This is a genomic window from Pseudomonas lactucae (genome assembly GCF_036688725.1).
Taxonomy (GTDB): domain Bacteria; phylum Pseudomonadota; class Gammaproteobacteria; order Pseudomonadales; family Pseudomonadaceae; genus Aquipseudomonas; species Aquipseudomonas lactucae.
Genome location: NZ_JAQQPT010000013.1, coordinates 116419 through 142973, shown reverse-complemented (window position 1 = coordinate 142973; position 26555 = coordinate 116419). Strand labels below are relative to the sequence as shown.

Genomic DNA, 26555 nt, shown 5'->3' with positions numbered 1-26555 from the left:
AACGGGGTCACAGTGTGCGCCTTCCCGCAGCGGTTTTCTAATCGACCATCGTCGGTAACCACACCCTGAACCGTGCCCCACCCAACGGCGCCGCCAGCGCAGTCAATGTACCGCCCTGGGCTTGCAGCGCGCGGCGGCTGATCGCCAGGCCCAGGCCAAAGCCGCCGGTTGCACGGTCGCGGCTGCGGTCGAGGCGGTAAAACGGTTCGAAGATGCGCTCGCGCTGGTCCGGCGGGATGCCGATGCCGTCGTCATCGACGCAGATTTCACAGCCCTTGGGGCACACCTTGACCCCCACCCGGATGCGCTTGTCGCAGTAACGCGTGGCGTTGCGCAGCAGGTTCTGCAAAGCGCGCGCGGTCAGGCGCGGGTCGAGGCTGAAACGCTCGACGGCGCAGTCGAGCGCCACATCGATGACGATCTCGGGGTTTTCCAGTTCGTCATCGACGCTGCCCAGCACGCTGTCGATGAACTCATCGAGCGCCACTTCGACCCGCTCCGGCAGTTGCGCCGGGTTGTGCAGGCGGCTGTAGGACAGCAACTCCAGCACCAGCTCATCCAGCTCGCGAATATGCGCGACCAGGCCGTGCAAGCGCTCGCGACTGGCGACGGGCAGGTCTTCGGACAACGCCAGGGCCAAGCCGAAATCCAGGCGTGTCAGCGGCGTGCGCAGTTCGTGGGAGACCGCATTGAGCAGATCACGTTGCTGGTTGAGCAGGCGCTCGATGTCGTCGGCCATGGTGTCGAACACCGAGGCCAGGCTGCCGATGCTGGAGTGCGACGGGATGCCTGTGCGCTCGGCCAGGTTGCCCTGGCCGAGTTGCCCGGCGGTGCGTTTCAAGCGCTCCAGGTCTCGCCAGTGCGGGCGCAGCCAGACCAGCAGGCACACCAGCAACGCGGCGACGATCAGGACGTTGATCGCCCAATAGAGCAGGTTCATGTCCAGCGGGTCCGGCGGCACCTTGAGCTTGACCACGAACCGTTCGTTGATCGGCGAGCTGATCTCCTCCATCCAGCCCCAGTCGCCCAGGTGCACCACCGGCTTGCCTTGCGCCAGCAGTTGTTCTTCCTCGGGGGTGTAGCGGGCGTCCTCGCGCAGTAGCAATTGCACGCTCAGCGGCGCAAAGTCATGGCCCAGTTGTTCGGTGATCCGCGACCAATGCTCAACCGGTGCGCGCAGGTACTGCTTGACGATCAGCGCCTGCTGGCCACGGGTCTGCTCGATGTTGTAGTTGAGGTAGCGGTGTTCGAACAGCTGGATCACCAGTTTGGGAATCAGGTAGATCGCGGCGCTGTAGGTGACGATGGTGATCAGGAAGAGGCGGATCAGTACGCGCAGCATGGGTCAGCATTCCCACTCGGAACGGCTGAACAGGTAGCCCTTGCCCCACACCGTCTTGATCTTGCGCGCCTCACCGGCGTGGTCGTCGAACTTGCGGCGCAGCTTGGAGATGGCCACGTCGACCGAACGGTCGGTGCCGTTGAACTCGATACCGCGCAGGCGTTGCAGGATCTGGTCGCGGCTGAGCACTTCACCGGCGTGGCGGGCCAGTACCACCAGCAGGTTGTATTCGCCGCTGGACAACTCCACCGCCTGTTCGCGCCAGCTCACGCTGCGTTCCGACAGGTCGATGCACAGGTTGCCCATGATGATCTGATCGTTGGCCACCTGCGGCTCGGACAGACTGCTACGGCGCAGCAATGTGCGGACTCGGGCAAGCAGTACGCGGGGCTCGCAAGGTTTGGTCACGTAGTCGTCGGCGCCCATTTCCAGGCCCAGCACCTGGTCGTGGCTGTCGTCGCGGGCGGTGAGCATCAGGATCGGCAGGCCCGCCGAATCGTCGCGCAACAGGCGGCAGACTTGCAGGCCGTCAAGACCCGGCAGCATCAGGTCGAGGATCACCAGGTCCGGTGGGTTCAGGCGCGCACGTTCGCGTACGTGATCGCCACGGCTGAGCACGCTGACGTGGTAGCCATTGCGTTCCAGGTAGCTGGCAATCAGCTCGGAGAGCGCGGCGTCGTCTTCCACCAGGAGGATGTTGGGCATGAAGGTGTTCCATGAAATACAGTTATGGGTCGTACACAAATCCCGGGTGGGAGGGGGCTTTGGTGTTTGCGCGATTTTGTAAGGATATACGTCCCGGGTGGATGATGGGTGCCACCTTACATTTCTTCACACACCACCTACACAGCTTCACAGCACCACGGCGCAGGTGACCTTAGGATGCGCCAGTCAATATTGGGATAAGAGCATGTCGAAGAACCTGTTTACGCCGTTTTGCCTGCTGGCCCTCACCCTGGCGCTGAGCGCGTGCGGCCCGTCCGAGGACGAGGCGCCACAAACGCCCCTTGCCAAGGTGCGTATCGAAACCCTTGAAGCCAAGCCCCTGTCCATCACCAGCGAACTGAGCGGGCGCATTGCCGCGCCGCGTATCGCCGAAGTGCGCGCACGGGTGGCCGGCGTGGTGATGCAACGGGTGTTCAAGGAAGGCCACGACGTCAAACAGGGCGACGTGCTGTTTCGCATCGACCCGGCCCCGTTCAAGGCCGACCTCGACAGCGCCCAGGCCAATCTGAGCAAGGCCGAGGCCAATGCGTTCCAGGCGCGCCTGCAGGAGCAGCGCTACAGCCAGTTGGTGGAAGGCAACGCCATCAGCGCACAGGACTACGACAACGCCCGCGCCAACCTGCGCCAGACCAACGCTGAAGTCGCCGCCAACAAGGCCGCCGTCGAGCGCGCCCGGTTGAACCTGGGCTACGCCACCGTGACCGCACCGATTTCCGGACGCATCGGCCGGGCGCTGGTGACCGAAGGTGCCTTGGTCGGCCAGAACGAAGCCACACCCCTGGCGATCATCCAGCAACTGGACCCGATCCACGCCGACCTCACCCAATCCACCCGCGAACTGAACGACCTGCGCCGCGCCTTTCGCGCCGGCAGTTTGAAGCAGGTCGGCCAGGACCAGGCCAAGGCCACCCTGATCCAGGACGACGGCAGCCTGTACCCGCTGCCGGGTAAGTTGCTGTTCGCCGAGATCAGCGTCGACCCCGGCACCGGGCAAATCATCCTGCGCAGCGAGTTCCCCAACCCGGACCTCGACCTGCTGCCCGGCAGTTTCGTGCGGGTGCGCCTGGAACAGGCCGTCGACAGGCAAGGCATCAGCGTGCCGCAACGCGCGATCACTCGTGACAGCGCCGGCATCCCCATGGTGCTGCTGCTGGATGCCGAGCAGACCGTCAGCCTGCAGCCGGTGGAATTGGGCGCCGTGATCAATGATCGCTGGGTGGTCAGCCACGGCCTCAAGGCCGGTGACCGCATCGTTGTCGAGGGTCTGCAACACGCACGTCCCGGTGAAAAAGTCGAGGTGGATGACCGCCCCGCCTCTGGCCAGCCCGTTAAGGAATAACCCGCCATGCCGCATTTCTTTATTGACCGCCCGATCTTCGCCTGGGTGGTCGCCCTGTTTATCCTGCTGGCCGGCTTGCTGGCCATCCCGCAGTTGCCGGTGGCGCAGTACCCCAACGTCGCACCGCCGAAAGTGGAAATCTACGCGGTGTACCCGGGCGCTTCGGCGCAGACCCTGGACGAGAGCGTGGTGAGCCTGATCGAGCAAGAGCTTAACGGCGCCGATCACCTGCTGTATTTCGAATCCCAGAGCAGCCTCGGTTCGGCGACGATTACCGCCACCTTCCAGCCCGGCACCAACCCGGAAATGGCCCAGGTGGATGTGCAAAACCGCCTCAAGGCGGTAGAACCGCGCCTGCCCCAGGCGGTGACGCAGCAAGGCTTGCAGGTCGAGAAAGTCTCCGCCGGTTTCCTGTTGCTGGTGACCCTCACCTCCAACGACGGCAAGCTCGACGACGTGGCGCTCAGCGATTACCTGGCGCGCAACGTGATGAACGAACTCAAGCGCCTGGACGGCGTGGGCAAGGCGCAGTTGTACGGCGCCGAACGCGCCATGCGCATCTGGATCGATCCGCAGAAGCTGATCGGCTTCAACCTGACCCCGGCTGACGTCAACGCCGCGATCAGCGCGCAGAACGCCCAGGTCTCGGCGGGCAGCATCGGCGATTTGCCGGGCACCGCGACCCAGGAAATCACCGCGGCAATCCTGGTCAAGGGCCAGCTGTCGACCCCGGCCGAATTCGCCGACATCGTGCTCAAGGCCAACCCCGACGGTTCCACCGTGCGCATCGGCGACGTGGCGCGGGTGGAGATCGGCAGCCAGGAATACCAGTTCTCCACGCGCCTGAACGGCAAACCGTCCACCGCCGTCAGTGTGCAACTGGCGCCAGGCGCCAACGCGCTGAACACCGCCACCCTGGTGCGGGCGAAAATGGACGAACTGTCGCGCTACTTTCCGGCCAATGTGGAATACAAGATCCCATACGACACCTCGCCGTTCGTCAAAGTCTCGATCACCAAGGTGGTGTACACCCTGCTTGAGGCCATGGCGCTGGTGTTCGCGGTGATGTTCCTGTTTTTGCAGAACGTGCGCTACACGTTGATCCCGACGCTGGTGGTGCCGATCGCGCTGATGGGTACCTTCGCCACGCTGCTGTTGCTGGGTTTCTCGATCAACGTGCTGACCATGTTCGGCATGGTGCTGGCCATCGGCATCCTGGTGGACGATGCGATTGTGGTGGTGGAGAACGTCGAACGCATCATGGTCACCGAGGGGCTGTCGCCCAAGGAGGCCACGCGCAAGGCCATGGGCCAGATCACCGGCGCCATCGTCGGGATCACCCTGGTGCTGGTCGCGGTGTTCCTGCCGATGGCATTCATGCCCGGTTCCGTGGGGGTAATCTACCAGCAGTTCTCGCTGTCGATGGCCACCTCGATCCTGTTCTCGGCATTCCTCGCCCTGACCTTGACCCCCGCGCTGTGCGCCACGCTGCTCAAGCCGATCGCCCAGGGCGAGCACCATGCCAAGGGCGGCTTCTTCGGCTGGTTCAATAAACGTTTCGAGCAACTCACCGACCGCTATGAAGGCTGGGTGGCCTACGCGCTCAAGCGCAGCGGCCGTTACCTGTTGATCTACCTGGTGCTGCTGGTGGGCCTGGGCTGGATGTTCACGCGCCTGCCCTCCTCATTCCTGCCGGTGGAAGACCAGGGCTACACCATCACCGACATCCAACTGCCGCCGGGCGCGAGCAAGAATCGCACAGTGCAGGTCGCCGAGCAGATCGAAGCGCACAACGCGGGCGAGCCTGGGGTGGGCGATACCACCATGATCATGGGCTTCAGTTTCTCAGGCTCCGGGCAGAACGCGGCGCTGGCGTTTACCACGCTCAAGGATTGGTCGGAACGCAGCAGCGACGACTCGGCCACGTCGATTGCCGACCGCGCCAACATGGCCTTCAGCGAGCTCAAGGACGCGATTGCCTACGCAGTGCTGCCACCGCCGGTGGATGGCCTGGGCACTTCCAGCGGGTTTGAGTTCCGTTTGCAGGACCGCGGCGGCGTCGGCCATGCCGCATTGATGGCGGCGCGTACCGAGTTGCTGGCGGCGGCCGAGAAGAGCCCGATCCTGACCAATGTGCGCGAAAGCGCCCTGGCCGAAGCTCCGCAAGTACAACTGGAGGTGGACCGCAAGCAAGCCAACGCCCTGGGCGTGTCGTTCGCGGATGTGGGTAATGTGCTGTCCTCGGCCATCGGTTCGGCCTATATCAACGACTTCCCCAACCAGGGCCGCATGCAGCGCGTGGTGGTGCAGGCCGAAGGCGACCAGCGCAGCCAGGTGGCGGACCTGATGAAGATCAACGTGCGCAACAAGGCCGGTAACATGGTGCCGCTGTCGGCTTTCGTCGAAGCCAAATGGACCCAGGGCCCTGCGCAGTTGACCCGTTACAACGGCTACCCGGCCATCGCCATCAGCGGTGAAGCCGCGCCGGGGCACAGTACCGGCGAGGCGATGAACGAGATCCAGCGCCTGGTCAGCCAGTTGCCGGCCGGTCTTGGCCAGGAATGGACGGGGTTGTCGTTGCAGGAACGCTTGTCCGGCGCTCAGGCTCCGTTGTTGCTCGGGCTGTCGTTGCTGATCGTGTTCCTGTGCCTGGCGGCGCTGTATGAAAGCTGGTCGATTCCGACCTCGGTGCTGCTGGTGGTGCCGCTGGGCGTACTCGGCGCGGTAGTGGCGGTGAGCCTGCGCGGCATGCCCAACGATGTGTTCTTCAAGGTGGGCTTGATCACCATCATCGGGCTGTCGGCGAAGAACGCGATTCTGATCATCGAATTCGCCAAGGACCTGTATGACCAGGGCGAAGACCTGATCAGCGCCACCTTGAAGGCGGCGCGCTTGCGCCTGCGGCCGATCATCATGACCTCGCTGGCATTCATTCTCGGCGTGGTGCCGCTGGCGATCGCCACCGGCGCCAGTTCGGCGAGCCAGCAGGCGATCGGTACGGGCGTGATTGGCGGGATGATCACCGCGACATTGGCGGTGGTGTTTGTGCCGGTGTTTTTTGTGGTGGTGATGAAGTGGGTGCGTAAACGTAGCGACTCGCTCTAAGCTTCAAGCGACAAGTAAGAGCAGGTCTGCTTCTAACTTGCCGCTTGGTGCTTGAAGCTTGCAACGGCGCAACCTATGGTGCTCAGCACTTTTCTCAAATTGTGAGCGCCATGCCCTTCCTCGCCCGCACCCACCCTCGCCTCTCCGCCGCTGCCGTACTGGGCCTTGCGGTGGGCATCCTGGCGCCGGCCGATACGGTCGTGAGCAAAATACTGATCGGCTGGAACGCCGGGGTCTGGACCTACCTGGTGCTGATGCTGTGGTTGACCAGCCGCGCCAGGGCCGAAGACGTCAAGCGCATCGCCGAAGTCGAGGATGAAAATGCCGGGCTGGTGCTGTTTACGGTATCCATCGCCGCCATCGCCAGCCTGGCGACCATCACCTTCGAACTGGTGGGCAGCAAGGACCTGGCCGCCACCGAGCGCCTGCTGCACTACGGGTTCACCGGGCTGACGGTGATCGGTTCGTGGCTGCTGATCGGCGTGGTTTTCAGCGTGCATTACGCCCGCCTCTATTACACCTGGGAGGGCAAGGAGCCGGCGCTGCGTTTTGCCGAAGGGTTGCTCACGCCCAACTACTGGGACTTCCTGTATTTCTCCTTCACCATCGGTGTGGCGGTACAGACCTCGGATGTGGGCGTGGCCACCCGTGGCATGCGCAAGGTGGTGCTGGGGCAATCCTTGATCGGCTTTGTGTTCAATACCGCGATCCTCGGCTTCTCGATCAATATCGCCGCCGGGCTGTTTGGCTGAGGCTGCACAAACCTTCTAGACGTCCGGACGGCCCATGAGCCTTAATAGGCTCATGTTTTCCGTCTCGGTGTGTTATGGCCGCGCACAATTGGATCGACCTGTCCCAGGACGCCGACACCGGCATCGAGACCCTGCGCGCGCATTTCGAAGGCCACGCCTACGACCCCCATTGGCACGACAGCTACCTGATCGGCGTCACCGAACAAGGCGTGCAGCAATTCAATTGCCGCCGCGCCCGCCACCACAGCGTGCCCGGTCAGGTGTTCCTGGTGGAACCCGGCGAGCTGCATGATGGCGACGCACCCACGGCGGACGGCTTCACTTACCACATGCTCTACCTCGACCCGCAGTGGCTCGCGCGGGAAGTGAGCGCGGTATTCGAAGAGGCGCCGCTCAACAGCCAACTGAGTTTCGCCAGCACCTTGACCAGCGACCCGCGCCTGGCACTGGCCACCAGCCGGGCGTTCCAGACGCTGCACAGCGGCGAACTGCGCATCGTACGGCAACGGGCCATGGACCAATTGCTCGAACGCCTCACCGGCCAGCTCTATTGGCGTACCCGTTATCGCGAAGACCCGCGCCTGCCGTTGGTGGCGCACAAGGCCCGGGAATACCTGCATGCGCACCTGCATCATGACGTGGGCATGGATGAACTGGCGCTGGCCTGCGGCGTCGACCGCTTCCGCCTGAGCCGTGCATTCAAGAGCGCCTTCGGCCTGCCGCCCCACGCGTACCTGGTGCAACTGCGCCTGGCCCGCGCACGGCATTTACTGGCCAAGGGCGAGCAACCGGCCGATGTGGCGATTGCCCTGGGTTTTGCCGACCAGAGCCACCTGGGCCGCTGGTTCGTACGTGCCTATGGCCTGACGCCGGCGGCGTATCGCAAGCGCTGCTCAAATCTTCCAGACAGGTAGCGCAGAGGCTTGTGAAGATCGACTCCATCGTTTGGTTTATCGGAGTCACCGCCATGCTGTCTACCTTGCCGCCCTTCATGTTGTTTGCCTTTGTCGCCTCCATCACCCCAGGCCCGACCAATATCCTGGTGATGAGCAACAGCGCCCGCTACGGTTTCAAGGCGGCGTTGCCGATCATTCTAGGAGCTTGCGCGGGGGCGGCGGGGATTGTGCTGCTGGTGGGTTCGGGCGTGGGCCAGTCCCTGGTACACCTGCCTGGCATACAGACTGCGATGCGTTGCGCAGGATTGGCCTGGTTGAGCTACCTGTCCTGGCAGATTTTCACCGCGGCGCCGCAAACCATAGAGCCACAAGCGCTGCAAAAGCGACTCGGCCTGTTTGGCGGTGCAAGTTTGCAACTGATCAACCCCAAGACTTGGTTGATGGCATTCGCCGTGATCAGTGCGTTCGCGGGGGACGGCGCAGATCAGCAAAGCCGTATATTGCACCTGTCACTGATATTTTTCCTGATTTCCCTGCCATGCCTCAGCGCTTGGGCATTGCTGGGTACAGGTTATGGCCGGGTAAAGCGATCTCCCCGAGCGATAGTCAACTTCAATCGATGCATGGGAACCTTGTTGTTGTGCTCGGCAGGGTTCAGTGCTTTCACCTGAGACAGCTCGATACACTTAGTATAAAAAGACATTAAAAGAGCGCTTCAAACGCCCAAACATAAAATACAAACAAGATGCATGAGGTTTCTAAACGAGATGGCTCGCCTGCACAGCGTCAATACTGGCAGGTACCCTGCAGTCTCTTGGGTCAATCATGAATTGAGTACGCTGTACACTGTTAGTTCTGACAGTTTACAGCACGAGCGTACTGGCATCTTATAACTAAACCAGCGTATCCGGTACTTTCGCCTCATACCTCTATAATGGAGTCGCCATCATGTCAGCACAGCTCGCAATGTTAACGCCTCACCAAGCACAGATTTTGTTTCCCAAACCGCGCATCGGGCAAGGAAGTTTTACAACTTCGGTAGACTCGCACACCATTCCGATCCAGACAAAAGACGTCGTCCACGATACCGAAAAGCGCATCTTCGGGATTACTGGTCGCAATGCAGATGCACTGAGTAACACCGTAAGAACAGTTTATATTCAGTTTCCGGACGACACCCCGGCAGGTACGGTTTTCCATCTGGCGGAAGGTGAGTTCACCAATATCAGAGTTTGGTTTACCGTAGATACTGCTCTTAACAAATACGCCGTACGCGTTATCACAGGCACTTTGTCCATTCAGGAAATCTCTACTCGTGGTATTCATATTGCAGGGGCTTGCAGTGGCCGCACAGAGAGAAACCCCTCGGGAAAATCCCATGAAATGGTCATAAACTTCGACCTGAAAACCTCATACAGCTGAAAAACAAAAAAAAGCCCGTATCCTGCGATACGGGCTTTTTAATCAAGCGTTAGTTACCATGTGTAGCGAACACCCACATTGGCCCCCCACGGCTGTTCAACCTTGCCGCCACTGCTGTGCTCAAGGTCGGCATGCAATTGCAGATTTTTCGACAACTTCACCGCCATACCCGCTCCGAACTCAGCGCGGGAGCCGGACAGGTCGTTGTTGAACACATTATTGTTCACAGAAACCTTATTGTTATTGGCAAACTCGTGCACCATTGCCGCTCGCAGGTAAGGCTGCACCACGCTCCCACTGTCGAGTTGGATGTCACGTCCTACGGTCGCACCGGCCTTGGCCGTGATCGAGCGCGTACGTTCGCCTTTGGCTTGCAAGCCGTTATCCAGGTTGTAATTGGCCCCCTGGATAACCACAGTGGACATTTGGGCGTAAGGCTCGACAAAAAAGCCGTCATCCAACTTGATATTACGACCGAACTCAGCCGACAAGCCGCCACCGGTGTTGCTGTACTTGCCCTTGGACGAAGTGCCATCACTCAGACCGACCTTGGACTCATTCTGGAACCGGTTGACCTTGGCCACGGCATCGAAATACAAGCCGCTTTCCTCGTCCAGCCAGGTTGCGTAGGCCCCCAGGTAGTAGCTCTTCACATTGCCGGAAGTACCGCGCTTGAGGTTCAGGTCCGAGGTGCTGTGACCCGCCATCACACCCACCAGCCACTGGCTGTCGGCCAACGGAGTGTCGGCACCCAAGGTAAAGCCCTGCTGGTTCTGGCTGTAGCCAATCCCGGTGCTGTCGGACACTTTGTATTTGTTGCCATAACCACGGATCCATACACCCGCCTGACCAGGCTCGAAACGCAGCTCACCCATACGCGTACGCAGTGAAGTCGCCTCGCCGTACCACACGGTCGGCGCGGTATTGAACAGTGCCAGCACCGAACGGGTGCCTGGGCTGATCACGCGGTTATTCGGGTCAAGGAACCAGTCGGTGCCTTCCTTTTTCAGGCCATAGGAATAAGCGCCAACGTCCACCACATCGCCCAGCAGGGAGAACTGCGCATCACCGCCGCCAGTGTGCACGATGCGGATGTCTTCGGGGTTGACTGGCTCGGCACCGCTGGCAGCCAGCAACAGGCTGTGATTGCCGTTGGCCTCACCTTCAATGTTCAGGAAGTCCGTGATGCCACGAGCAAAATCGGTGCTCATCACAAACGTGCCGTTACCGTCGAGGCTATCCAGGTCGAGCTGATAAAACGCATCGCTATCACCGAACTTTACGGTCCCGCCTGCCAGGCTCAAGGCACCGACCTGACTGTCTGCGGTCAACTCCCAGAACGACTGATCGCCTATGTCCAGACGAGCTACATTCTGCAACTGGCCGGTCAGGCCTGCCTGGTTCTGCAGGTTCAAGTGCGCGGTGCTGCCATCCTCGACAATGACGTTGCCGTTCAAGCGGCTGTTGTCGATATTCATGTTCGCCGTAGCGCCGCCATTGACTTCCAGCAATGTGCCATTGCCACCGGTCAGGGTAGAGCCATTGCGTACATCGATATCAACCGTCGGGACTCGCCCCGGCCGCCCTTCGACAACAATTGCAGAGCCTGTGCGACCTTCCACCTGTGAGTTATCCAGGACCAGCTTGCCCATCTCGGCATTGTTCAACTGGTTGGTCACGACGACACCGTTCTTGCCGCCAATCAATGTACTTTGGCTGGCCGTCACCAACCCACCGCTGTCCAGAAGAACACCGAAACTGTCCGCTCCAGTGCCTTCCACCAGCGTGTTTTGTTTGAAATGCAATTCACTGTTGCGTTGAGCGGTGGCTCCTCCAACAGTACCCTTGATGACACTGTTGGATACTTCGGCAATCCCACCCTGAAGCGAGCCCAAGGTTTGAAAGGCTTGCAGTCCGACGTGAGTGTGACTGATCAACGTACTGTCGGTAATGGTCGCAGTACTGTCGGCCAGACGTACAGCCGCCCATGTCGGGCTCCTCGACTCTACACGAGCGCCCGTAAGACTGACGCTGGAACCCTGGGTAGCATGGATATCATTAACCCGGCTGCCGGCATTCACGATCAAGGCCGAATCATTGACCCTGATACTTTGCGCACGGGCCCCGTTGAGGGTCAGTTCGGATTTCAGATCGAGTTGCCAGTCATTGGAGGCTTCACTGGAATCGATGGTCTTGCTTTCGCCAATCAACTGACCTGCCTGGGCCGTTCCTTGAACGGCGGCAAACATAAGCAGGGTCATCGTTGGGACTTTCATCATCGCACTCAGGGGTTTGAGTTTGAAGTGGGTTAATCTGTGCATGATTGTTCACTCTCTGGAGTAGAGCCTTCGAAAACGGCATGGCTCGTTCCCGGGGAATGAAGCCTTGCCTGTGCGGCGCAGAGAGTACGGATTGAATATCCCAAGTACTGTAGGACTTATCTTATTGAGCAGACTGAATCGACAGCAGCGTGGTGCAGAAATAAAAAGGGGAGCAACGCTCCCCTTATCATATCAATGTCTATGTGCTCGAACCTCAGGGAGTCGTCGGTACCTCTGACCCGTCACAGAAGACATGAGTCCTCCCCATCGCAACACGTGTATTCGATTTTACACCGCGTCCGGTCACACCATTGTTCAACACAGTAAAGTAAGTAGCATCGCACTCGCCTAAAGGTGCTTTGTCCAAATACCCCTTGTAATCGATTTGGAATGTGATGCCCTTATCGATATCGTCCTGGGTAATAGGTGTATGAACAAGCGGCAATGTAAACGGTCCTGGTGGAAAAGGCGTGTGTGTATTGAAGAGGCTCAGTTCCAGCGTCAGCGACGCGCCCAGCACCATCCTTTCATCTCCTGGTACATAAACCTCGCCATAGAGTACAGGTGGCGTCCCCGGTGTTCGGATTTTCAACGAACTACAGTCCCAACGATTGGTGGCGGGATTGCGGGCGACGTACTGAGCCATCGGTAACATCACCGATACCGCATCCTGTACGTCGACTTCGGTATGTGGAGATTCATTTTCGTTGGTCGTGGCCGGGTCGATGACCAGATACTTGATGGTCTTCATGTCGTTACCGTGGCGGGCGACGACCTCCCAGCCAATGTTGAAAGAAAAAGTATCGCCGCCCGCTGTTGTACCGATAGAAAACGGCCCAACTCGCTCATCTTCCCAAAGCAGGATGATCGACAGCCCCGGATGGGGCTCCACTGCGACCGTCCACAACACGATGTCCACACGCACGAGCTGGTCGGCATGCTCGGGCAACAACACATCCGGCGTCGTCGAACCCTCGCCAAATACGTGGGCTTGATTCAGGTTGATATTGGGGTCGCCAGGTTCTCCTGGGTTAACCGGACCACCTACTGACAAATCGAGCTGAATGTTTTTATCCAAAGACGTAAACAGCGAGCCATTTCGCGAAATTCGGTATCGCACAGGCACCGACTGCGGCCCGACCGTGGTCCGTGTATAAGAAGCCTTGATCTGCGCTTGCATGCCATTGAACGTTTGCGGGAACGTATCGAAAACCGGGCCCAGACCACTCCACGACTGGGTGGTCCATTGCACTTCGAGCCGATCGAGCGTCGGGGCGTGATTGGTATAGGCGCAGACCCAAACTTCAGGGTCCCGCAGATAATCGGCGATATTGATCAAGTCGTCGGTACTTCCACCCTCCGGCGCGGGTGCCAGCGGCAAAAACAGCTCACCGGGTATGGGGTCGGGGATTAACCGGACTTCACGCTCCTCGATGTACGAGGGGCGGCTGGGGTTACCTGCCCTGTCTGTGATGGTGTAAAACGCCCGGTAAGTCCCACTCAGGTCAATCTTCGCGCGAGGCAGAAAAAAGCTATTACCGGTCTCAAGCATCGGAATACCGCCCGGGCGGGGACTTACGATGTCGACGTCGCGCGGAAACATCACAGGGCTCCAATAGAAAATAATGAAATCGCCAGCCTGCCATTTGCCAGACGGCTGAACGAAGGTATTGTCCGGAATAGCGAACTGTACTCCGCCATTCATCGTCAGATAGGTCTCGTCGATAACCGCACCGTCAGGCAGATTGCTTGGAAAAATGACGGCAGTGGGCTGAGCACTATAGATGGGATCGCTATACGGCGGAATCAGGTCAACGGTGAACGCGCCAGGATCGGAAATGTCTTCCGGGTCAGGTACGCCTGGAGCACCGAGAAAATCTCGAGATTGCAGGCTTCTGAGTTCATAGAAGCCGTGCCGAAATCCACCGCGCGGTGGCTCAATAGAAATATTAAATCTGTCAGGTATCGGAGTGGTGTTCAGTTGCGTCGGCCCGCCGACACTGACCCAGGTAGGTGGGCTTGCCTGAAGGTCCCGCATCTCGACTTCAAACCAGTCATCGAAATCCGTCAAGTCACCTGTTTTGCATTCAGCGGTGATTCCGACTGTCGCAAGATTGGCCGGAATCGTGCCGGTCGCATCGTCGAGGGCCTCGTCAATCGTGACGGCTGCCGGGTTAGCGGTGGTTTCAGAGGACGTTTTTGGATCGCTGCTCATTTGAAGATCTCCACTATTGATTGGTTAGGTTCCTTACACACATGGCTGTGTTCGCCAGGTTCATTTCGGCGGTCGAGCGTGACGACGTCCCGAATCTCGGCAACACCTTTCCCCGCCGACTGATTTTCGGCACAACTCGGGAGGTTGAAACTTGGATTTAAATCACTATGCGAAGGCCAATGTGGTCGCTCGCCTCAAGGCTCCGGTAGATTGCCGTCAATCCAGCAATAACGGGTTGGCGGCGCGGACGGAACGACACGGTCAAATCGCGCGAATCTGGAAAAAGAGCGGCCAATGATGGCGCCCCCTCGGGAAACCATGTAGCTCGCCTCCCCGCCTGCATACTCCTTGAGCGGGCGAATCAAGCGCTCGACATCAGTAATCGAAAAGGAATAGCCGTCGGCATCCGCGACGCCGTCCCAGACATGCGTCTGGGTTTCAACGATATCGGGAAGCGGATCCACATCGGGGGCCCCGCGGTATCCCTGAAACCGCATCGTGACAAGATCCCCATCCTGGATGACCGGAAACGACGAGGTGCCCTGATCGATGCGAATTTCAACGCCCTCCCAGAGGCGCGGTATGCAGGCACACGACATGTACTTGTTCGGGTTGTTGATCGGGTCCGATTCTGTCTGTGGAAACCTCGGTCTGAGGTACGTCGGGGACGGTATGGCAACGCTCAGTCCAGCTTGCGCCACCTCTGAAAACTGTGGGTTGAGGTTACCGGCGCGATCCCTCAGACGGTAGAAACAAAAGATAAACAACGCACCCGGGAAATTGCGAAAAACCGTATTGGGTACTTCAACGATCAGCGGGCCGGTAGCGCCGGGTTGCGGAGGTGAAATGAGGGTGGGTGCCCCCGTCGGCAACGCATTCATGGCAGAAAAATACAGCAGTATGGCATCACCCGCCTCACGGCCCCCGTAGCCACCCGGGATTTCCATCGGGACCAGGAGGGTGCTGTCCAAGTACCCATCCGTGATGGGATCGACAGGGAAAATTGCGGGAGCGAGCAACTCGCCAGCACCCGGCGCATCGCGATCGATCCGAATCGTCGTGACATCGGATCGATCGCAGACTGGGTTGTCCGGCGTATCGAGGTGGATGCGATACGTCAGATCCACGATTGCACTGTTCAGCAAAAATGCCTGAGGGATCGACGTTGTATAGGGAAAGTCATCATCGGGGTCCAATGGACCCGGCAGTTCCAGGAACGGCGTCACATCGACAGGCGCAGCGCTACGGTCACTCCATTCAAAAACGACCCAGTGGGTGTCGCCGTCGCCAGGTAAAACAGTCCAAGGCGTAACAAGCTGAACCTCTAAATCATTAAAATAGTACTGCGCAGGCACCAGCCCGTCAGCAAGGGCATTCACAACACTAGGTCGCGCCGGCTTTGGGCTTCTGCTCGTCCCAGAAGCCGCAGCCCCGTCTGGCTGACCCTTTTTTGGTGTGCTCATGCTCGTCTCCCGCTATGGCAGTAGCTGTGCTTACTTGAAGCCGATTGAACACCTCCAATAATCACTCCGATACTGTCAAACCTGACAGGTAGCCGCGCCGTTCATCGGTTTTTGACATGGCCGACGCCTAACTCATTAAAGATTTTCTTGACGGAGCTCATCGACCAATGCTCTTCTGAAACCGGTTTCAAGCTGATTTCAATTCCAATAAAAAAGGCACCACCGTGACCTCATTTTCCGCCGCCCAGCGCAGCCGCGTGACCATGCTTGATGTCGCCCAACACGCCGGCGTGTCCAAGGCCAGCGTCTCGCGGTTCATCGGCGACGACCGCGCCCTGCTCTCCGATGCCATCGCCTTGCGCATCGAACAAGCCATCGAACAACTCGGCTACCGCCCCAACCAGATGGCGCGTGGCCTCAAACGCGGCCGTACGCGCCTGATCGGCATGCTGGTGGCCGACATCCGCAACCCCTATTCCATTGCCGTGATGCACGGCGTCGAAACCGCCTGCCGCCGGCACGGCTACAGCCTGGTGGTGTGCAACACCGACCGCGACGACGAGCAGGAGCGCCAGCATCTGGCGGCGCTGCGCTCGTACAACATCGAAGGGCTGATCGTAAACACCCTCGGCCATCACCTCGACCAACTGCTGGAATTGCAACGGGAAATGCCGCTGGTGCTGGTGGACCGCAAGGTCGAGCCGCTGCACAGCGATCTGGTCGGCCTGGATAACCCGGCAGCAGTGCGCATGGCGGTGGAGCACCTGGAGCAACAGGGTTATCGCGAGGTTTTGCTGGTGAGCGAAGCCGCCGATGGCACCAGTTCACGGGTGGAACGCCTGGAGAGTTTCAAAGCCGAGATCGTCCGGCACCCGGTGCTGACCGGCGCGGTGCTGGAGCTGGATGGCAACCTCGAAAGCGGCCTGCAGGCGTTTCTCGCCAAACCGGGTCCCAAAGCGGTGTTCTGCGCCAACGGCGTCGCCGCGCTGGCCTGCACTCATGCACTCAAGGCACTGGGTTGCAACCTGTTTGACGACGTAGGCCTGATCGCCCTGGATGACCTGGACTGGTACCCCCTGGTGGGCACCGGCATCACCGCCCTCGCCCAACCCACCGAGGCGCTTGGCGCCAGTGCTTTTGACTGTCTGCTCAAGCGTTTGCGCGGTGATACCGGGCCAACACGTACCCTGGATTTTCTGCCACAACTCATCGTCCGAGGCTCCACCCGATCCGTTGTGGGAGCTGGCTTGCTGCAGTGAGGGGCGGTGCGACGATTCAACTTGTCCCCCGACAGGTTCACTGAAGATCCAGTGGGGCTGCTTCGCAGCCCAGCGCAGGGCAAGCCTGCTCACTACAACAAGCCAGCTTCCACAGTTTGTTTTACGTATAAAAATGAAACCGGTTTCAGAGGTAAATAACAATGCACAAATACCCCGTCTCCATCAGCCTTTCCAGCTACGGCGCCGACCTGGTTCGCCAGCAGGGCCAGTTGAGTTTTGTCGAGTTGCTCGCCAGCGCCGGTGCCCAGCGCATCGAATGGCGTGAAGAGTTACTGACCGTCGAACAGCCCGCCGAGCTGGCCCAGGCCGCCGCCGAACAGGGCCTGGAATCGGTATTCTCGTCACCGCTGGAACTGTGGGTCGCCGGCCGCGCCCAGCCGAATGCCGAACTCGGCGCAACCCTGGACCGCGCCCAAGCCTTCGGCGCACGTTGGCTCAAGGTCTCCCTCGGCTACTTCACCGACACCAATGACCTGCAAAGCCTGCACGCCCTGCTTAACCGCCACCCGGTCAAGCTGTTGGTGGAGAACGACCAGACCCTGCACGGCGGGCGCATCGAACCGATGCAACGCTTCTTCAGCGAGGTCGAGCGCCTGGGCCTGCCGGTAAAGATGACGTTCGACATCGGCAACTGGCAGTGGCAGGACCAATCCGCCCTCACCGCCGCACGCCTGTTGGGCCGGCATGTGGATTACCTGCACTGCAAGGCCGTGGCGCGCCGCGCGGACGGCAAGCTGGTGGCACTGCCGCCCGGCGCCACCGACCTGCATCTGTGGGAACAACTGCTCAAGCACATGACTCAAGGGATTACACGGGCGGTGGAATTTCCGCTGCAAGGCGACGACCTGATCGAAGTCACCGCGCAGCAGGTCGCCACCCTCGCCCGCCTTGGCCAACCCGTTGGGGAGAACGCCCATGTCTGAGATCGATATCCTCTCGTTTGGTGAAACCATGGCGATGTTCGTCGCCGAGCAGACCGGCGACCTGGCCCAGGTGACGCACTTTCATAAACGCATTGCCGGGGCCGACAGCAACGTCGCCATCGGCTTGTCGCGCCTGGGCTTCAAGGTGGCCTGGCTGAGCCGGGTGGGCAATGATTCCCTCGGGCGTTTTGTGGTCGATACGCTCAAACAGGAAGGGCTGGATTGCCGGCATGTGGCCGTCGATCCGCTGCACCCCACGGGTTTCCAGCTCAAGTCCCGTGAAGAAGGCGGTGCGGACCCGCAGGTGGAGTACTTTCGCAAAGGTTCCGCCGCCAGCCATTTGTCTGTCGCGGCCATCAGCCCTGCGCTGCTGCAAGCGCGCCATCTGCACGCCACCGGGATTGCGCCGGCATTGTCAGAGGCCACCCGGGCGCTGTCCCGCGAGCTGATGACACAGATGCGCAAGGCCGGGCGCAGTGTGTCGTTCGACCCCAATCTGCGCCCGTCGCTATGGGCCAGCGAGCAGCAGATGATCCGCGAGATCAACGCCCTCGCCGCGCTGGCCGACTGGGTCCTGCCGGGCCTGGGCGAAGGCCGTCTGCTGACCGGCTTCGATGACCCGGCCGACATCGCCGCGTTCTACCTCGACCAGGGCGCCGAAGCCGTGGCCATCAAGCTCGGCGCGGACGGCGCCTACTACCGCACCCACCTGGACCAGGGCTTCGTCGCCGCCGTGCGCGTGGACAACGTGGTGGACACCGTGGGCGCGGGCGATGGGTTTGCCGTGGGCATGATCAGCGCCCTGTTGGAAAACGCAAGCTTCCCCGAGGCGGTGCGGCGCGGCAACTGGATCGGCAGCCGCGCCGTGCAAAGCCGTGGCGACATGGAGGGCCTGCCGACCCGCGCCGAATTACCCGCTCGATCCGTTGCATAAACCCACTACCTGTTGCCACAACTACAACAAGCTCAGGAGCAACCTTATGGACACCGTGAAACTCGCCACCCGCCGTTGGTGGTACATCATGCCCATCGTCTTCATCACCTACAGCCTGGCCTACCTGGACCGCGCCAACTACGGCTTCGCCGCCGCTTCCGGAATGGCCGAAGACCTGATGATCACGCCGGGCATGTCCTCGCTGCTCGGCGCGCTGTTTTTCCTCGGCTACTTTTTCTTCCAGGTACCGGGGGCGATCTACGCGCAGAAACGTAGCGTCAAGAAGCTGATCTTCGTCAGCCTGATCCTCTGGGGCAGCCTCGCCACCCTGACCGGCGTGGTGTCCAACGCCTATATGCTGATCGCCATCCGCTTCATGCTCGGTGTGGTCGAAGCCGCGGTGATGCCGGCGATGCTGGTGTACCTGTGCCACTGGTTCACCCGCGCCGAACGTTCGCGCGCCAACACCTTCCTGATCCTCGGCAACCCGGTGACCATGCTCTGGATGTCGGTGGTCTCGGGTTATCTGGTGCAGCATTACAGCTGGCGCTGGATGTTTATCATCGAAGGCTTGCCGGCGGTGCTGTGGGCGTTTATCTGGTGGCGCCTGGCCGACGAGCGTCCCAAGGATGCCAAGTGGCTGAGCGACGGCGAAAAACACTCACTGGAAAGCGCCCTCGCCGCCGAACAGGTGGGGATCAAGGCGGTGAAAAACTACGGCGAAGCGTTTCGCTCGCCCAAGGTGATCATCCTGGCGCTGCAGTTCTTCTGCTGGAGCATCGGCGTGTACGGCTTTGTGCTGTGGCTGCCATCGATCCTCAAGGCCGGTTTGAAAATGGACATGGTCGAAGCCGGCTGGCTCTCGGCGCTGCCCTACCTGGCGGCGGTCATCGCCATGCTGGTGGTGAGTTGGGGGTCGGACAAGCTGCAAAAGCGTAAACGCTTTGTGTGGCCGCCGCTGCTGATCGCCTCGATAGCCTTCTATGCGTCCTACCTGCTCGGCGCCGAACACTTCTGGTGGTCCTACACCCTGTTGGTAATTGCCGGGGCATGCATGTACGCGCCGTACGGTCCGTTCTTTGCGATCGTGCCGGAAATCCTGCCGGCCAACGTCGCCGGTGGCGCCATGGCGCTGATCAACAGCATGGGCGCGCTCGGCTCGTTCGGCGGCTCGTACCTGGTGGGTTACCTCAATAGCAGCACCGGTTCGCCCGGCGCGTCGTACCTGCTGATGAGCGGCGCGTTGATGCTGTCGGTGGTGCTGACGATTTTCCTCAAGCCCGGCGCCAGCGACCGCTCGCCGGTGCCCACTCTGGCGTTGAAGGTAAAGACCTCATGAAAAAATCCGTCGTGTTGTACAAGAAACTCTCCGCGCCACTGATGGCTCGCCTGCATGAACACGCCGAGGTCACGCTGATCGACGCGCTGGATGACGCCGGCCTGGCCAAGCTGCGCGACGCCCTGCCCGGCGCCCATGGCCTGCTGGGCGCCAGCCTGCGCCTGGATGCCCGGTTGCTCGACCTGGCGCCCCACCTTGAAGCGGTAGCCAGCGTATCGGTGGGCGTCGACAACTACGACATCGATTACCTGACCGAGCGCCGCATCCTGCTCAGCAACACGCCCGATGTGCTCACCGAAACCACCGCCGACACCGGTTTTGCGCTGATCCTGGCCACCGCCCGGCGTGTGGTCGAGCTGGCCGACATGGTGCGCGCCGGCCAATGGCACAAGAACATCGGCCCGGCGCACTTCGGCAGCGACGTGCACGGCAAGACCCTGGGCATCATCGGCATGGGCCGCATCGGTGAAGCCCTGGCCCAGCGCGGGCACTTCGGTTTCGGCATGCCGGTGATCTACCACAGCCATTCGCCCAAGCCTCGGGTCCAAGAGCGCTTTGGCGCGCAGTACCGCAACCTGCAAGACTTGCTCAAGGAGGCCGATTTCGTCTGCCTGACCCTGCCGCTCACGGCTGAAACCGAAAAGCTGATTGGCGCTGAAGAATTCGCGCTGATGGGCCCCGAAACGATCTTTATCAATATCTCGCGGGGCAAGGTGGTGGATGAAGCGGCACTGGTCGAGGCGCTGCGCCAGCGCACGATTCGCGCGGCGGGTTTGGATGTGTTCGAGCGCGAACCGTTGAATCACGACTCGCCGTTGTTACGGTTGAACAATGTGGTGGCGACGCCGCATATCGGTTCGGCGACGCATGAGACACGGGAGGCGATGGCCCGGTGTGCGGTGGATAATCTGCTGGCGGCGTTGGCGGGGCAAAAGCCGAAAAACCTCGTGAATCCAGGGGCCTGGAAGCAATAACCCCTGACACACCACAAAACCCATGTGGGAGGGGCGGTGCGACGATTCGACTTGCCTCCTCCCACGGTTGGATTGCTTGCAAAGTGGATCAGATTACAAACTTGGCCACCATCGCATTCAAATCCACCGCCAAACGCGACAGCTCATGGCTGGCCGAACTGGTCTGGTTGGCACCCGCCGCCGACTGGGTGGCCAGGTCACGAATGTTGACCAGGTTGCGGTCCACTTCGCGGGACACCTGGGCCTGTTCCTCCGAAGCGCTGGCGATCACAAGGTTGCGCTCGTTGATCAGGCTGATCGACTGCGTGATCTGTTCCAGCGCCACACCCGCGGCACGCGCCATTTCCAGGGTGTTATGGGTGCGTTGGTTGCTCTGTTGCATGGATTGCACAGCCTCGCCGGTGCCGTTCTGAATGCCGGCGACCATTTTCTCGATCTCCTGGGTCGACTGGGCGGTACGGTGGGCCAGGGCGCGCACCTCGTCCGCCACCACCGCAAAACCGCGCCCGGCCTCACCGGCACGGGCGGCTTCGATGGCCGCGTTGAGCGCCAGCAGGTTGGTCTGCTCGGCGATCGCGCGGATCACGTCAAGCACCTTGCCGATGTCACGCCCTTGCGTGGCCAGGCCTTCGATCATCGCGGCGGTGTTCTGCACGTCCTGAGTCATGGTCTGGATCGCGCCGACAGTCTCCATCACCCGGTCACGCCCTTCGCGCGCCGCCTGGTTGGATTGTCCGGACGCCTCGGAGGTGGACACTGCGTTACGCGCCACTTCTTCCACCGCCGCCGTCATTTCGTTAACCGCCGTGGCGGCCTGGTCGATTTCATTGTTCTGTTGCTGCAAGCCTTTGGAGGCTTCTTCGGTGACCGCGCTCAGCTCTTCGGCGGCGGAGGCCAACTGCGTGGCCGAACCGGCAATGTGCCGGATGGTCTGGCGCAGGTTGGCTTGCATCGCGGCCAGGGCACCGATCAAGCGCGCGGGTTCATCCTTGCCATCGTCTTCAATGACTTTGCTGAGGTTGCCGCCGGCGATGGTTTCGGCCACTGCCACCGCTTTGCGTAACGGCGTGACGATGCTGCGCGTCAGCAACCAGGCCAGCAGTACGGTGAGCAACGCGGCGGCCACCGATACGATGATCACGCCGGTGATCGCGCTCTCGTAACCATGGCCAGCTTCGGCGTCCGACGACTTGGCGTCGGCCGCGTTGATGGCGATCAGCTTGTTCAACTGCTCGCCCATCTGATCGGTGCCTTCCTTGATGCGGCTGTTGATCAGCGCACGCATCTCATCGACCTTGCCTTGCCTGGACAGGGCGAGCATATCGGCCTGAGCCTTCAAGTAATTCTCCAGAGTGACGCCGAAGACCTTGAACAGCGCCGCTTCCTCCTGCCCGGCAGGCAGCTTGGCGTAAGCCGCCTGGGCGGTCTTCACCTTGTCGGTCAGCACACCAATGCGGGTTTCAGCCTCCTGCAGCCCGGCCGGTTCGCGGTTGACCAATACGCGAAACGACAGGATGCGCATGCGCAGCACGTTCTCCATCATGGTGCCCAGGTGCGTCACGCTGGGCAGTTGGTTGGCGCTCATCGCCACCGATGCCTCGCGAATCAGCGTCATGCGGTTGACCGCAAACACGCCCAGTACAACGACTAACAACGCAATAAATGCGAAGCCGAGAGAAGCGCGAGGGGCAATATTGAGATGGCGAAGTGACATAAGAGAGCTCTCAGAAGTAATGTTTGCGTGCATCCTTGCCGCGAAACGGCCAATCGGTGTCAACGCACCGCTCAGACCTTGGTCACCACTGTTGTAATTGATCGGTGGGCCTATAAGAGCTATCGGCGGGGTCATGGGTTTTATGCAGGCTATTCATAAATATTTTTTTACACTTTTGACGATAGACGGTTTCTGGCATCCTGCGGCTCCATTTTCCGACCCGAGCCCTTACTTTGTCTGACGCTCAAGCCCCCCGCCCGCGCTATAAATCCGACCTGATCTACGGCCTTGAAGACCGCCCGCACTTCAGCGCGGCGATGTTTGCCGCGTTACAGCATGTGCTGGCCAGTTTTGTCGGGATCATCACCCCCACGTTGATCGTCGGTGGCGTGCTCGGCCTGGAAAGCGAAGTGCCGTACCTGGTGAGCATGGCGCTGTTCGTGTCGGGGCTCGGCACCTTTGTGCAAGCGCGCACCTTCGGCCCGATCGGCTCAGGGTTGCTGTGCCTGCAAGGCACCAGTTTTTCGTTTATCAGCGTGATCCTCAGCGCGGGCTTCATGGTCAAGGCCCGGGGCGGTGGCACCGATGAGATCCTCTCGACGATATTCGGCGTGTGCTTTTTCGCGGCGTTTATCGAAGTCGTGCTCAGCCAGTTCATCGGCAAGCTGCGCAAACTGATCACCCCGGTAGTGACCGGCACCATCATCACCCTGATGGGCTTGTCGTTGATCAAAGTAGCGGTCACCGACATGGCCGGCGGCTTCGGCGCCAGCGACCTCGGCGCGGCCGGCAATATGGGCCTGGCAGGGCTGGTGCTGCTCACCATTGTGGTACTCAACCGCTTCAACAACGCGTTCCTGCGCCTGGGTTCGATCGTGATCGGCCTGACCCTGGGCTTTGTGGTGGCCTGGTGGCTGGGCCGCGTGGACATGACGGCATTGCCCCAGGTGCCGTTGATCAGTGTGCCGGTGCCGTTCAAGTACGGTTTCTCGTTCGACTGGGTGGCGTTTATCCCGGTGGCGGTGATCTTCCTGATTTCGCCGTTGGAAGCGGCCGGTGATCTGACCGCCAACTCGATGATTTCCCAACAGCCGGTCAAGGGCCCGCTGTACATCAAGCGCATCAAGTCCGGACTGCTGGCCGACGGTCTCAACTCGGCGATGGCGGCCACCTTCAACAGCCTGCCGATGGTGACCTTCGCCCAGAACAACGGCGTGATCCAACTGACCGGCGTGGCCAGCCGTTATGTGGCGTACTTTATTGCCGGGCTCTTGGTGCTGCTGGGCCTGTTCCCGATGATCGGCGCAGTGTTGCAACTGATGCCCAAGCCGGTGCTGGGCGGCGCAACCCTGATCATGTTCGGCACGGTGGCCGTGGCCGGCATCAAGATCCTCGCCGAAGCCGGGCTGCATCGGCGCAATGTGCTGATCGTGGCGATTTCCCTCGGCATGGGCCTGGGCGTGGCCGCCGTGCCCGAGGTGTTGCGCGACTTGCCCAAGGCGCTGCGCAACATCTTCGAGTCGCCGATCACCGTGGGTGCGTTCTGTGCAATCGTGCTGAACATTTTCCTGCCGGAAGCGTTCATAGAGCTGCAAGAAGATGAATTCGATCCGGAATCTTCTACCCTCAAAGTCATGCAGGACCCGGACGTCACCCAATAGGAGCACCTTGTATATGCGCAGGCTCATGGTTCTATCGCTGTTGCTGCTGACCTTGAGCGCCTGCGCGCTGTTCCCCAACCGCGACCCGGTCAACATCAACGTGGTGGGCATCGAGCCGCTGCAGAGCCAGGAGCTGGAAGTGCGCTTCGCGGTAAAACTGCGGGTACAAAACCCCAATGAAACCGCGATCGACTACAACGGCGTGGCCCTGGACTTGGAAGTCAACGGTCGGCCGCTGGCGTCGGGAGTGACTGATCAGAGCGGCTCCATCCCGCGTTTTTCCGAGACGGTGCTGATCGTGCCGGTGAGCGTTTCGGCGTTCTCGGTGTTGCGCCAGACCCTGGGCCTGAGCCAGACCCAGAGCTTGAACAACCTGCCCTACGTGCTGCGCGGCAAACTGGCGGGCGGTCTGTTTGGCACGATGCGCTTTGTCGACCGTGGCACGCTGGACTTGCCGAACACCGCGACCTGGTGAGCACCATGCAACCGACATTGTTAACTGAAAGACTGATCCTGCGCCCGCTGACCCTGGACGACACTGACGCAATTCAGCAGCAGTTTCCCCACTGGGAGGTGGTGCGTTACCTCAACGCGCTGGTGCCCTGGCCCTATCCGGCGGACGGCGCCCGAACTTATCTGGAACACACCGCCCTGCCCGCCATGGCGCGTGGCGAGGAATGGCATTGGTCGATCCGTCTGAAAACCGCGCCCGACCTGTTGATCGGCAATGTCAGCCTGATGGATGAGGTGGATAACAACCGAGGCTTCTGGCTCGCGCCGGCATGGCAGGGCCAAGGCTTGATGACCGAGGCCAGCGCGGCGGTGACCGACTATTGGTTCGGCGTGCTTGAACGCCCCTTGATGCGCGTGCCCAAGGCCGCGCCGAACCTGGGGTCACGGCGGATTTCCGAACGTACGGGCATGCGTTTGATCAAGACGGATGAAGGTGAGTTTGTCGAAGGCACGTTCCCCCGGGATATCTGGGAAATGACCCGTGAAGAGTGGCTGCAATCTCAATCGTCCAGACGCTGAAGAACCAATGTGGAAAGCGGGCTTTCTGTGGTGAGCGGGGCATGAGTATCTACACAATTTTTAAAAGCTGATAATTCACCCTGTGGTGAGCGGGCTTGCCCCCCCCCCCACAACAGCCCATTCGCCATAGTTTTTTTTCGCTCACCGGAAGTTGTGTAGATACCCATGCTCATCGGGGCAAGCCCCCTCCCACATCAGTGATAAATCGCACACCCGGCTTTTCGCGCTCATCCACCGTCAGCTCAAACACATCCGGCCGGGCGTAATGCCCTACCACGTCATAGTCATACCTCGCGCGGATCAGATCGTCGGTATCGATCCGCGCCGTCAACAACCCCGCTTCACCGACCAAAGGCCCGGCAAGGATGTCGCCCATGGGCCCGACAATCACGCTGCCGCCGGCAATCAACGGGCGGTCTGAAGGCCAATTGGCGATCTCCAACCCCAATGCCTCGGGCGAGTCCTGCACCTGGCAGGCACTCACCACGAAGCAACGCCCTTCATGGGCCACATGGCGCATGCTCACCTGCCACATCTCGCGCTCGTCCACGGTAGGCGCGCACCACACTTCGACGCCTTTGGCATACATCGCGGTGCGCAGCAGCGGCATCATGTTTTCCCAGCACACGGCCCCGCCGATACGCCCCACCGCCGCGTCGATCACCGGCAAGGTGGAACCGTCGCCCTTGCCCCAGATCAGCCGCTCGGTGCCGGTCGGCATCAGCTTGCGGTGCTTGGCCACCAGGCCGCCGGTGGGTTCGACATACAGCATCGTGCAGTACAAGGTGCTGCCACTGCGTTCGATCACACCGAGTACCAGGCTGGCGCCGGTGCGCGCCGACAGCCCGGCCAGCGCCTCGGTCTCGGCGCCCGGCACGTCGATGGCGTTGGCGAAATAACGGGCAAAGGCTTCGCGACCTTCCGGCAAGCGATAACCCAACTGCGTGCCGAAGCCTTCACCCTTGGGGTAGCCGCCCAGCAGGGCTTCGGGCATGACCACCAGTTGCGCACCGCTGCGTTTGATTGCGTCCTCGTAACTCAGGATCTGTTCGAGGGTTTCGGCCTTGCCGCCCGGCAATGCGCCGATTTGCAGGGCCGCCACAGTAGAAACAGGCAT

At 60.7% G+C, this 26555-nt stretch carries 21 protein-coding genes; 14 read left to right on the top strand and 7 right to left on the bottom strand.

Translation table 11 applies throughout. The annotated features are described in order from the left end of the window. Window positions 1-37: 37 nt before the first annotated feature. Window positions 38-1342 carry an ATP-binding protein gene (locus tag V6M90_RS16680; protein ID WP_003173658.1) on the bottom strand — a complete coding sequence of 435 codons (1305 nt, stop codon included), beginning with the start codon at window positions 1340-1342 and terminating at the stop codon, window positions 38-40. A gap of 3 nt (window positions 1343-1345) precedes the next feature. Next, window positions 1346-2047 carry a response regulator transcription factor gene (locus V6M90_RS16675; RefSeq protein ID WP_003173657.1) on the bottom strand — a complete coding sequence of 234 codons (702 nt, stop codon included), beginning with the start codon at window positions 2045-2047 and terminating at the stop codon, window positions 1346-1348. Between the two features lie 205 nt (window positions 2048-2252). Between V6M90_RS16675 and V6M90_RS16670 the strand changes: the two genes are divergently transcribed. The 6 genes from V6M90_RS16670 to V6M90_RS16645 all read left to right on the top strand — a co-directional run bounded on the left by V6M90_RS16670 (window position 2253) and on the right by V6M90_RS16645 (window position 9582). Further along, window positions 2253-3407 carry an efflux RND transporter periplasmic adaptor subunit gene (locus tag V6M90_RS16670; protein WP_003173656.1) on the top strand — a complete coding sequence of 385 codons (1155 nt, stop codon included), beginning with the start codon at window positions 2253-2255 and terminating at the stop codon, window positions 3405-3407. A gap of 6 nt (window positions 3408-3413) precedes the next feature. Next, window positions 3414-6512, top strand: a complete 3099-nt coding sequence (locus V6M90_RS16665) for an efflux RND transporter permease subunit (RefSeq protein WP_332846796.1) — start codon at window positions 3414-3416, stop codon at window positions 6510-6512. Window positions 6513-6622: 110 nt separating this feature from the next. Further along, entirely contained in the window at window positions 6623-7264 is a 642-nt protein-coding gene (locus V6M90_RS16660; RefSeq protein WP_141063874.1) for a DUF1345 domain-containing protein, read from the top strand. Between the two features lie 74 nt (window positions 7265-7338). Next, on the top strand, window positions 7339-8178 hold the full coding sequence (locus V6M90_RS16655) for an AraC family transcriptional regulator (RefSeq protein ID WP_332846795.1): 840 nt from the start codon (window positions 7339-7341) through the stop codon (window positions 8176-8178). Between the two features lie 53 nt (window positions 8179-8231). Next, on the top strand, window positions 8232-8831 hold the full coding sequence (locus V6M90_RS16650) for a LysE family translocator (protein ID WP_332846794.1): 600 nt from the start codon (window positions 8232-8234) through the stop codon (window positions 8829-8831). Window positions 8832-9108: 277 nt separating this feature from the next. Beyond that, the gene (locus V6M90_RS16645) at window positions 9109-9582 is read left to right on the top strand and encodes a hypothetical protein (protein ID WP_042944603.1); all 474 of its coding nucleotides are present in this window, start codon (window positions 9109-9111) and stop codon (window positions 9580-9582) included. Between the two features lie 53 nt (window positions 9583-9635). Here V6M90_RS16645 and V6M90_RS16640 read toward each other — a convergent pair whose 3' ends face one another. From V6M90_RS16640 to V6M90_RS16630, 3 genes are all read right to left on the bottom strand, one after another. Further along, on the bottom strand, window positions 9636-11903 hold the full coding sequence (locus tag V6M90_RS16640) for an autotransporter outer membrane beta-barrel domain-containing protein (RefSeq protein WP_003173651.1): 2268 nt from the start codon (window positions 11901-11903) through the stop codon (window positions 9636-9638). A gap of 214 nt (window positions 11904-12117) precedes the next feature. Next, window positions 12118-14118: a hypothetical protein gene (locus V6M90_RS16635; protein ID WP_332846793.1), complete on the bottom strand. Its 2001-nt coding sequence runs from the start codon at window positions 14116-14118 to the stop codon at window positions 12118-12120. Window positions 14119-14312: 194 nt separating this feature from the next. Beyond that, entirely contained in the window at window positions 14313-15581 is a 1269-nt protein-coding gene (locus V6M90_RS16630; RefSeq protein ID WP_332846792.1) for a hypothetical protein, read from the bottom strand. 224 nt (window positions 15582-15805) lie between these two features. Between V6M90_RS16630 and V6M90_RS16625 the strand changes: the two genes are divergently transcribed. The 5 genes from V6M90_RS16625 (at window position 15806) to V6M90_RS16605 (ending at window position 21031) form a co-directional block, all read left to right on the top strand. Further along, window positions 15806-16840, top strand: a complete 1035-nt coding sequence (locus tag V6M90_RS16625) for a LacI family DNA-binding transcriptional regulator (protein ID WP_332846791.1) — start codon at window positions 15806-15808, stop codon at window positions 16838-16840. A 161-nt stretch (window positions 16841-17001) separates the two neighbouring features. Beyond that, window positions 17002-17784, top strand: coding sequence for a sugar phosphate isomerase/epimerase family protein (locus tag V6M90_RS16620; protein ID WP_003173647.1), 783 nt, complete (start codon window positions 17002-17004; stop codon window positions 17782-17784). Then, complete coding sequence (locus V6M90_RS16615; protein WP_141063880.1) at window positions 17777-18718, top strand: sugar kinase; 942 nt, start codon at window positions 17777-17779, stop codon at window positions 18716-18718. The genes V6M90_RS16620 and V6M90_RS16615 overlap by 8 nt, the downstream gene beginning before the upstream one ends. A gap of 46 nt (window positions 18719-18764) precedes the next feature. Next, window positions 18765-20057: an MFS transporter gene (locus V6M90_RS16610; RefSeq protein ID WP_305429422.1), complete on the top strand. Its 1293-nt coding sequence runs from the start codon at window positions 18765-18767 to the stop codon at window positions 20055-20057. After that, entirely contained in the window at window positions 20054-21031 is a 978-nt protein-coding gene (locus V6M90_RS16605) for a bifunctional glyoxylate/hydroxypyruvate reductase B (protein WP_003173644.1), read from the top strand. The genes V6M90_RS16610 and V6M90_RS16605 overlap by 4 nt, the downstream gene beginning before the upstream one ends. Before the next feature lie 88 nt (window positions 21032-21119). Here the strand turns inward: V6M90_RS16605 and V6M90_RS16600 are convergent, their stop codons facing one another. Next, complete coding sequence (locus V6M90_RS16600) at window positions 21120-22745, bottom strand: methyl-accepting chemotaxis protein (RefSeq protein ID WP_042944600.1); 1626 nt, start codon at window positions 22743-22745, stop codon at window positions 21120-21122. Between the two features lie 233 nt (window positions 22746-22978). On the opposite strand from V6M90_RS16600, the gene V6M90_RS16595 reads away from it, so the two are divergent. From V6M90_RS16595 to V6M90_RS16585, 3 genes are read left to right on the top strand one after another with little or no spacing between them, the layout of a single operon-like run. Beyond that, the gene (locus tag V6M90_RS16595) at window positions 22979-24406 is read left to right on the top strand and encodes a nucleobase:cation symporter-2 family protein (RefSeq protein WP_003173641.1); all 1428 of its coding nucleotides are present in this window, start codon (window positions 22979-22981) and stop codon (window positions 24404-24406) included. Between the two features lie 13 nt (window positions 24407-24419). Next, window positions 24420-24881: an LEA type 2 family protein gene (locus tag V6M90_RS16590; protein WP_078732972.1), complete on the top strand. Its 462-nt coding sequence runs from the start codon at window positions 24420-24422 to the stop codon at window positions 24879-24881. Window positions 24882-24886: 5 nt separating this feature from the next. Next, window positions 24887-25438, top strand: a complete 552-nt coding sequence (locus V6M90_RS16585) for a GNAT family N-acetyltransferase (protein WP_332846790.1) — start codon at window positions 24887-24889, stop codon at window positions 25436-25438. Between the two features lie 169 nt (window positions 25439-25607). Here the strand turns inward: V6M90_RS16585 and V6M90_RS16580 are convergent, their stop codons facing one another. Continuing rightward, window positions 25608-26555, bottom strand: a complete 948-nt coding sequence (locus V6M90_RS16580) for a carbon-nitrogen hydrolase family protein (RefSeq protein ID WP_141065041.1) — start codon at window positions 26553-26555, stop codon at window positions 25608-25610.

Bases quoted from the DNA above. Each gene is read 5' to 3' on its own strand.
- V6M90_RS16590 (WP_078732972.1), top strand. From the start codon at position 24,420: ATGCGCAGGCTCATGGTTCTATCGCTGTTGCTGCTGACCTTGAGCGCC.
- V6M90_RS16655 (WP_332846795.1), top strand. From the start codon at position 7,339: ATGGCCGCGCACAATTGGATCGACCTGTCCCAGGACGCCGACACCGGC.
- V6M90_RS16660 (WP_141063874.1), top strand. From the start codon at position 6,623: ATGCCCTTCCTCGCCCGCACCCACCCTCGCCTCTCCGCCGCTGCCGTA.
- V6M90_RS16610 (WP_305429422.1), top strand. From the start codon at position 18,765: ATGGACACCGTGAAACTCGCCACCCGCCGTTGGTGGTACATCATGCCC.
- V6M90_RS16680 (WP_003173658.1), bottom strand. From the start codon at position 1,342: ATGCTGCGCGTACTGATCCGCCTCTTCCTGATCACCATCGTCACCTAC.
- V6M90_RS16620 (WP_003173647.1), top strand. From the start codon at position 17,002: ATGCACAAATACCCCGTCTCCATCAGCCTTTCCAGCTACGGCGCCGAC.
- V6M90_RS16645 (WP_042944603.1), top strand. From the start codon at position 9,109: ATGTCAGCACAGCTCGCAATGTTAACGCCTCACCAAGCACAGATTTTG.
- V6M90_RS16615 (WP_141063880.1), top strand. From the start codon at position 17,777: ATGTCTGAGATCGATATCCTCTCGTTTGGTGAAACCATGGCGATGTTC.
- V6M90_RS16585 (WP_332846790.1), top strand. From the start codon at position 24,887: ATGCAACCGACATTGTTAACTGAAAGACTGATCCTGCGCCCGCTGACC.
- V6M90_RS16605 (WP_003173644.1), top strand. From the start codon at position 20,054: ATGAAAAAATCCGTCGTGTTGTACAAGAAACTCTCCGCGCCACTGATG.
- V6M90_RS16640 (WP_003173651.1), bottom strand. From the start codon at position 11,903: ATGCACAGATTAACCCACTTCAAACTCAAACCCCTGAGTGCGATGATG.
- V6M90_RS16635 (WP_332846793.1), bottom strand. From the start codon at position 14,118: ATGAGCAGCGATCCAAAAACGTCCTCTGAAACCACCGCTAACCCGGCA.
- V6M90_RS16675 (WP_003173657.1), bottom strand. From the start codon at position 2,047: ATGCCCAACATCCTCCTGGTGGAAGACGACGCCGCGCTCTCCGAGCTG.
- V6M90_RS16580 (WP_141065041.1), bottom strand. From the start codon at position 26,555: ATGCCTGTTTCTACTGTGGCGGCCCTGCAAATCGGCGCATTGCCGGGC.
- V6M90_RS16665 (WP_332846796.1), top strand. From the start codon at position 3,414: ATGCCGCATTTCTTTATTGACCGCCCGATCTTCGCCTGGGTGGTCGCC.
- V6M90_RS16600 (WP_042944600.1), bottom strand. From the start codon at position 22,745: ATGTCACTTCGCCATCTCAATATTGCCCCTCGCGCTTCTCTCGGCTTC.
- V6M90_RS16630 (WP_332846792.1), bottom strand. From the start codon at position 15,581: ATGAGCACACCAAAAAAGGGTCAGCCAGACGGGGCTGCGGCTTCTGGG.
- V6M90_RS16650 (WP_332846794.1), top strand. From the start codon at position 8,232: ATGCTGTCTACCTTGCCGCCCTTCATGTTGTTTGCCTTTGTCGCCTCC.
- V6M90_RS16670 (WP_003173656.1), top strand. From the start codon at position 2,253: ATGTCGAAGAACCTGTTTACGCCGTTTTGCCTGCTGGCCCTCACCCTG.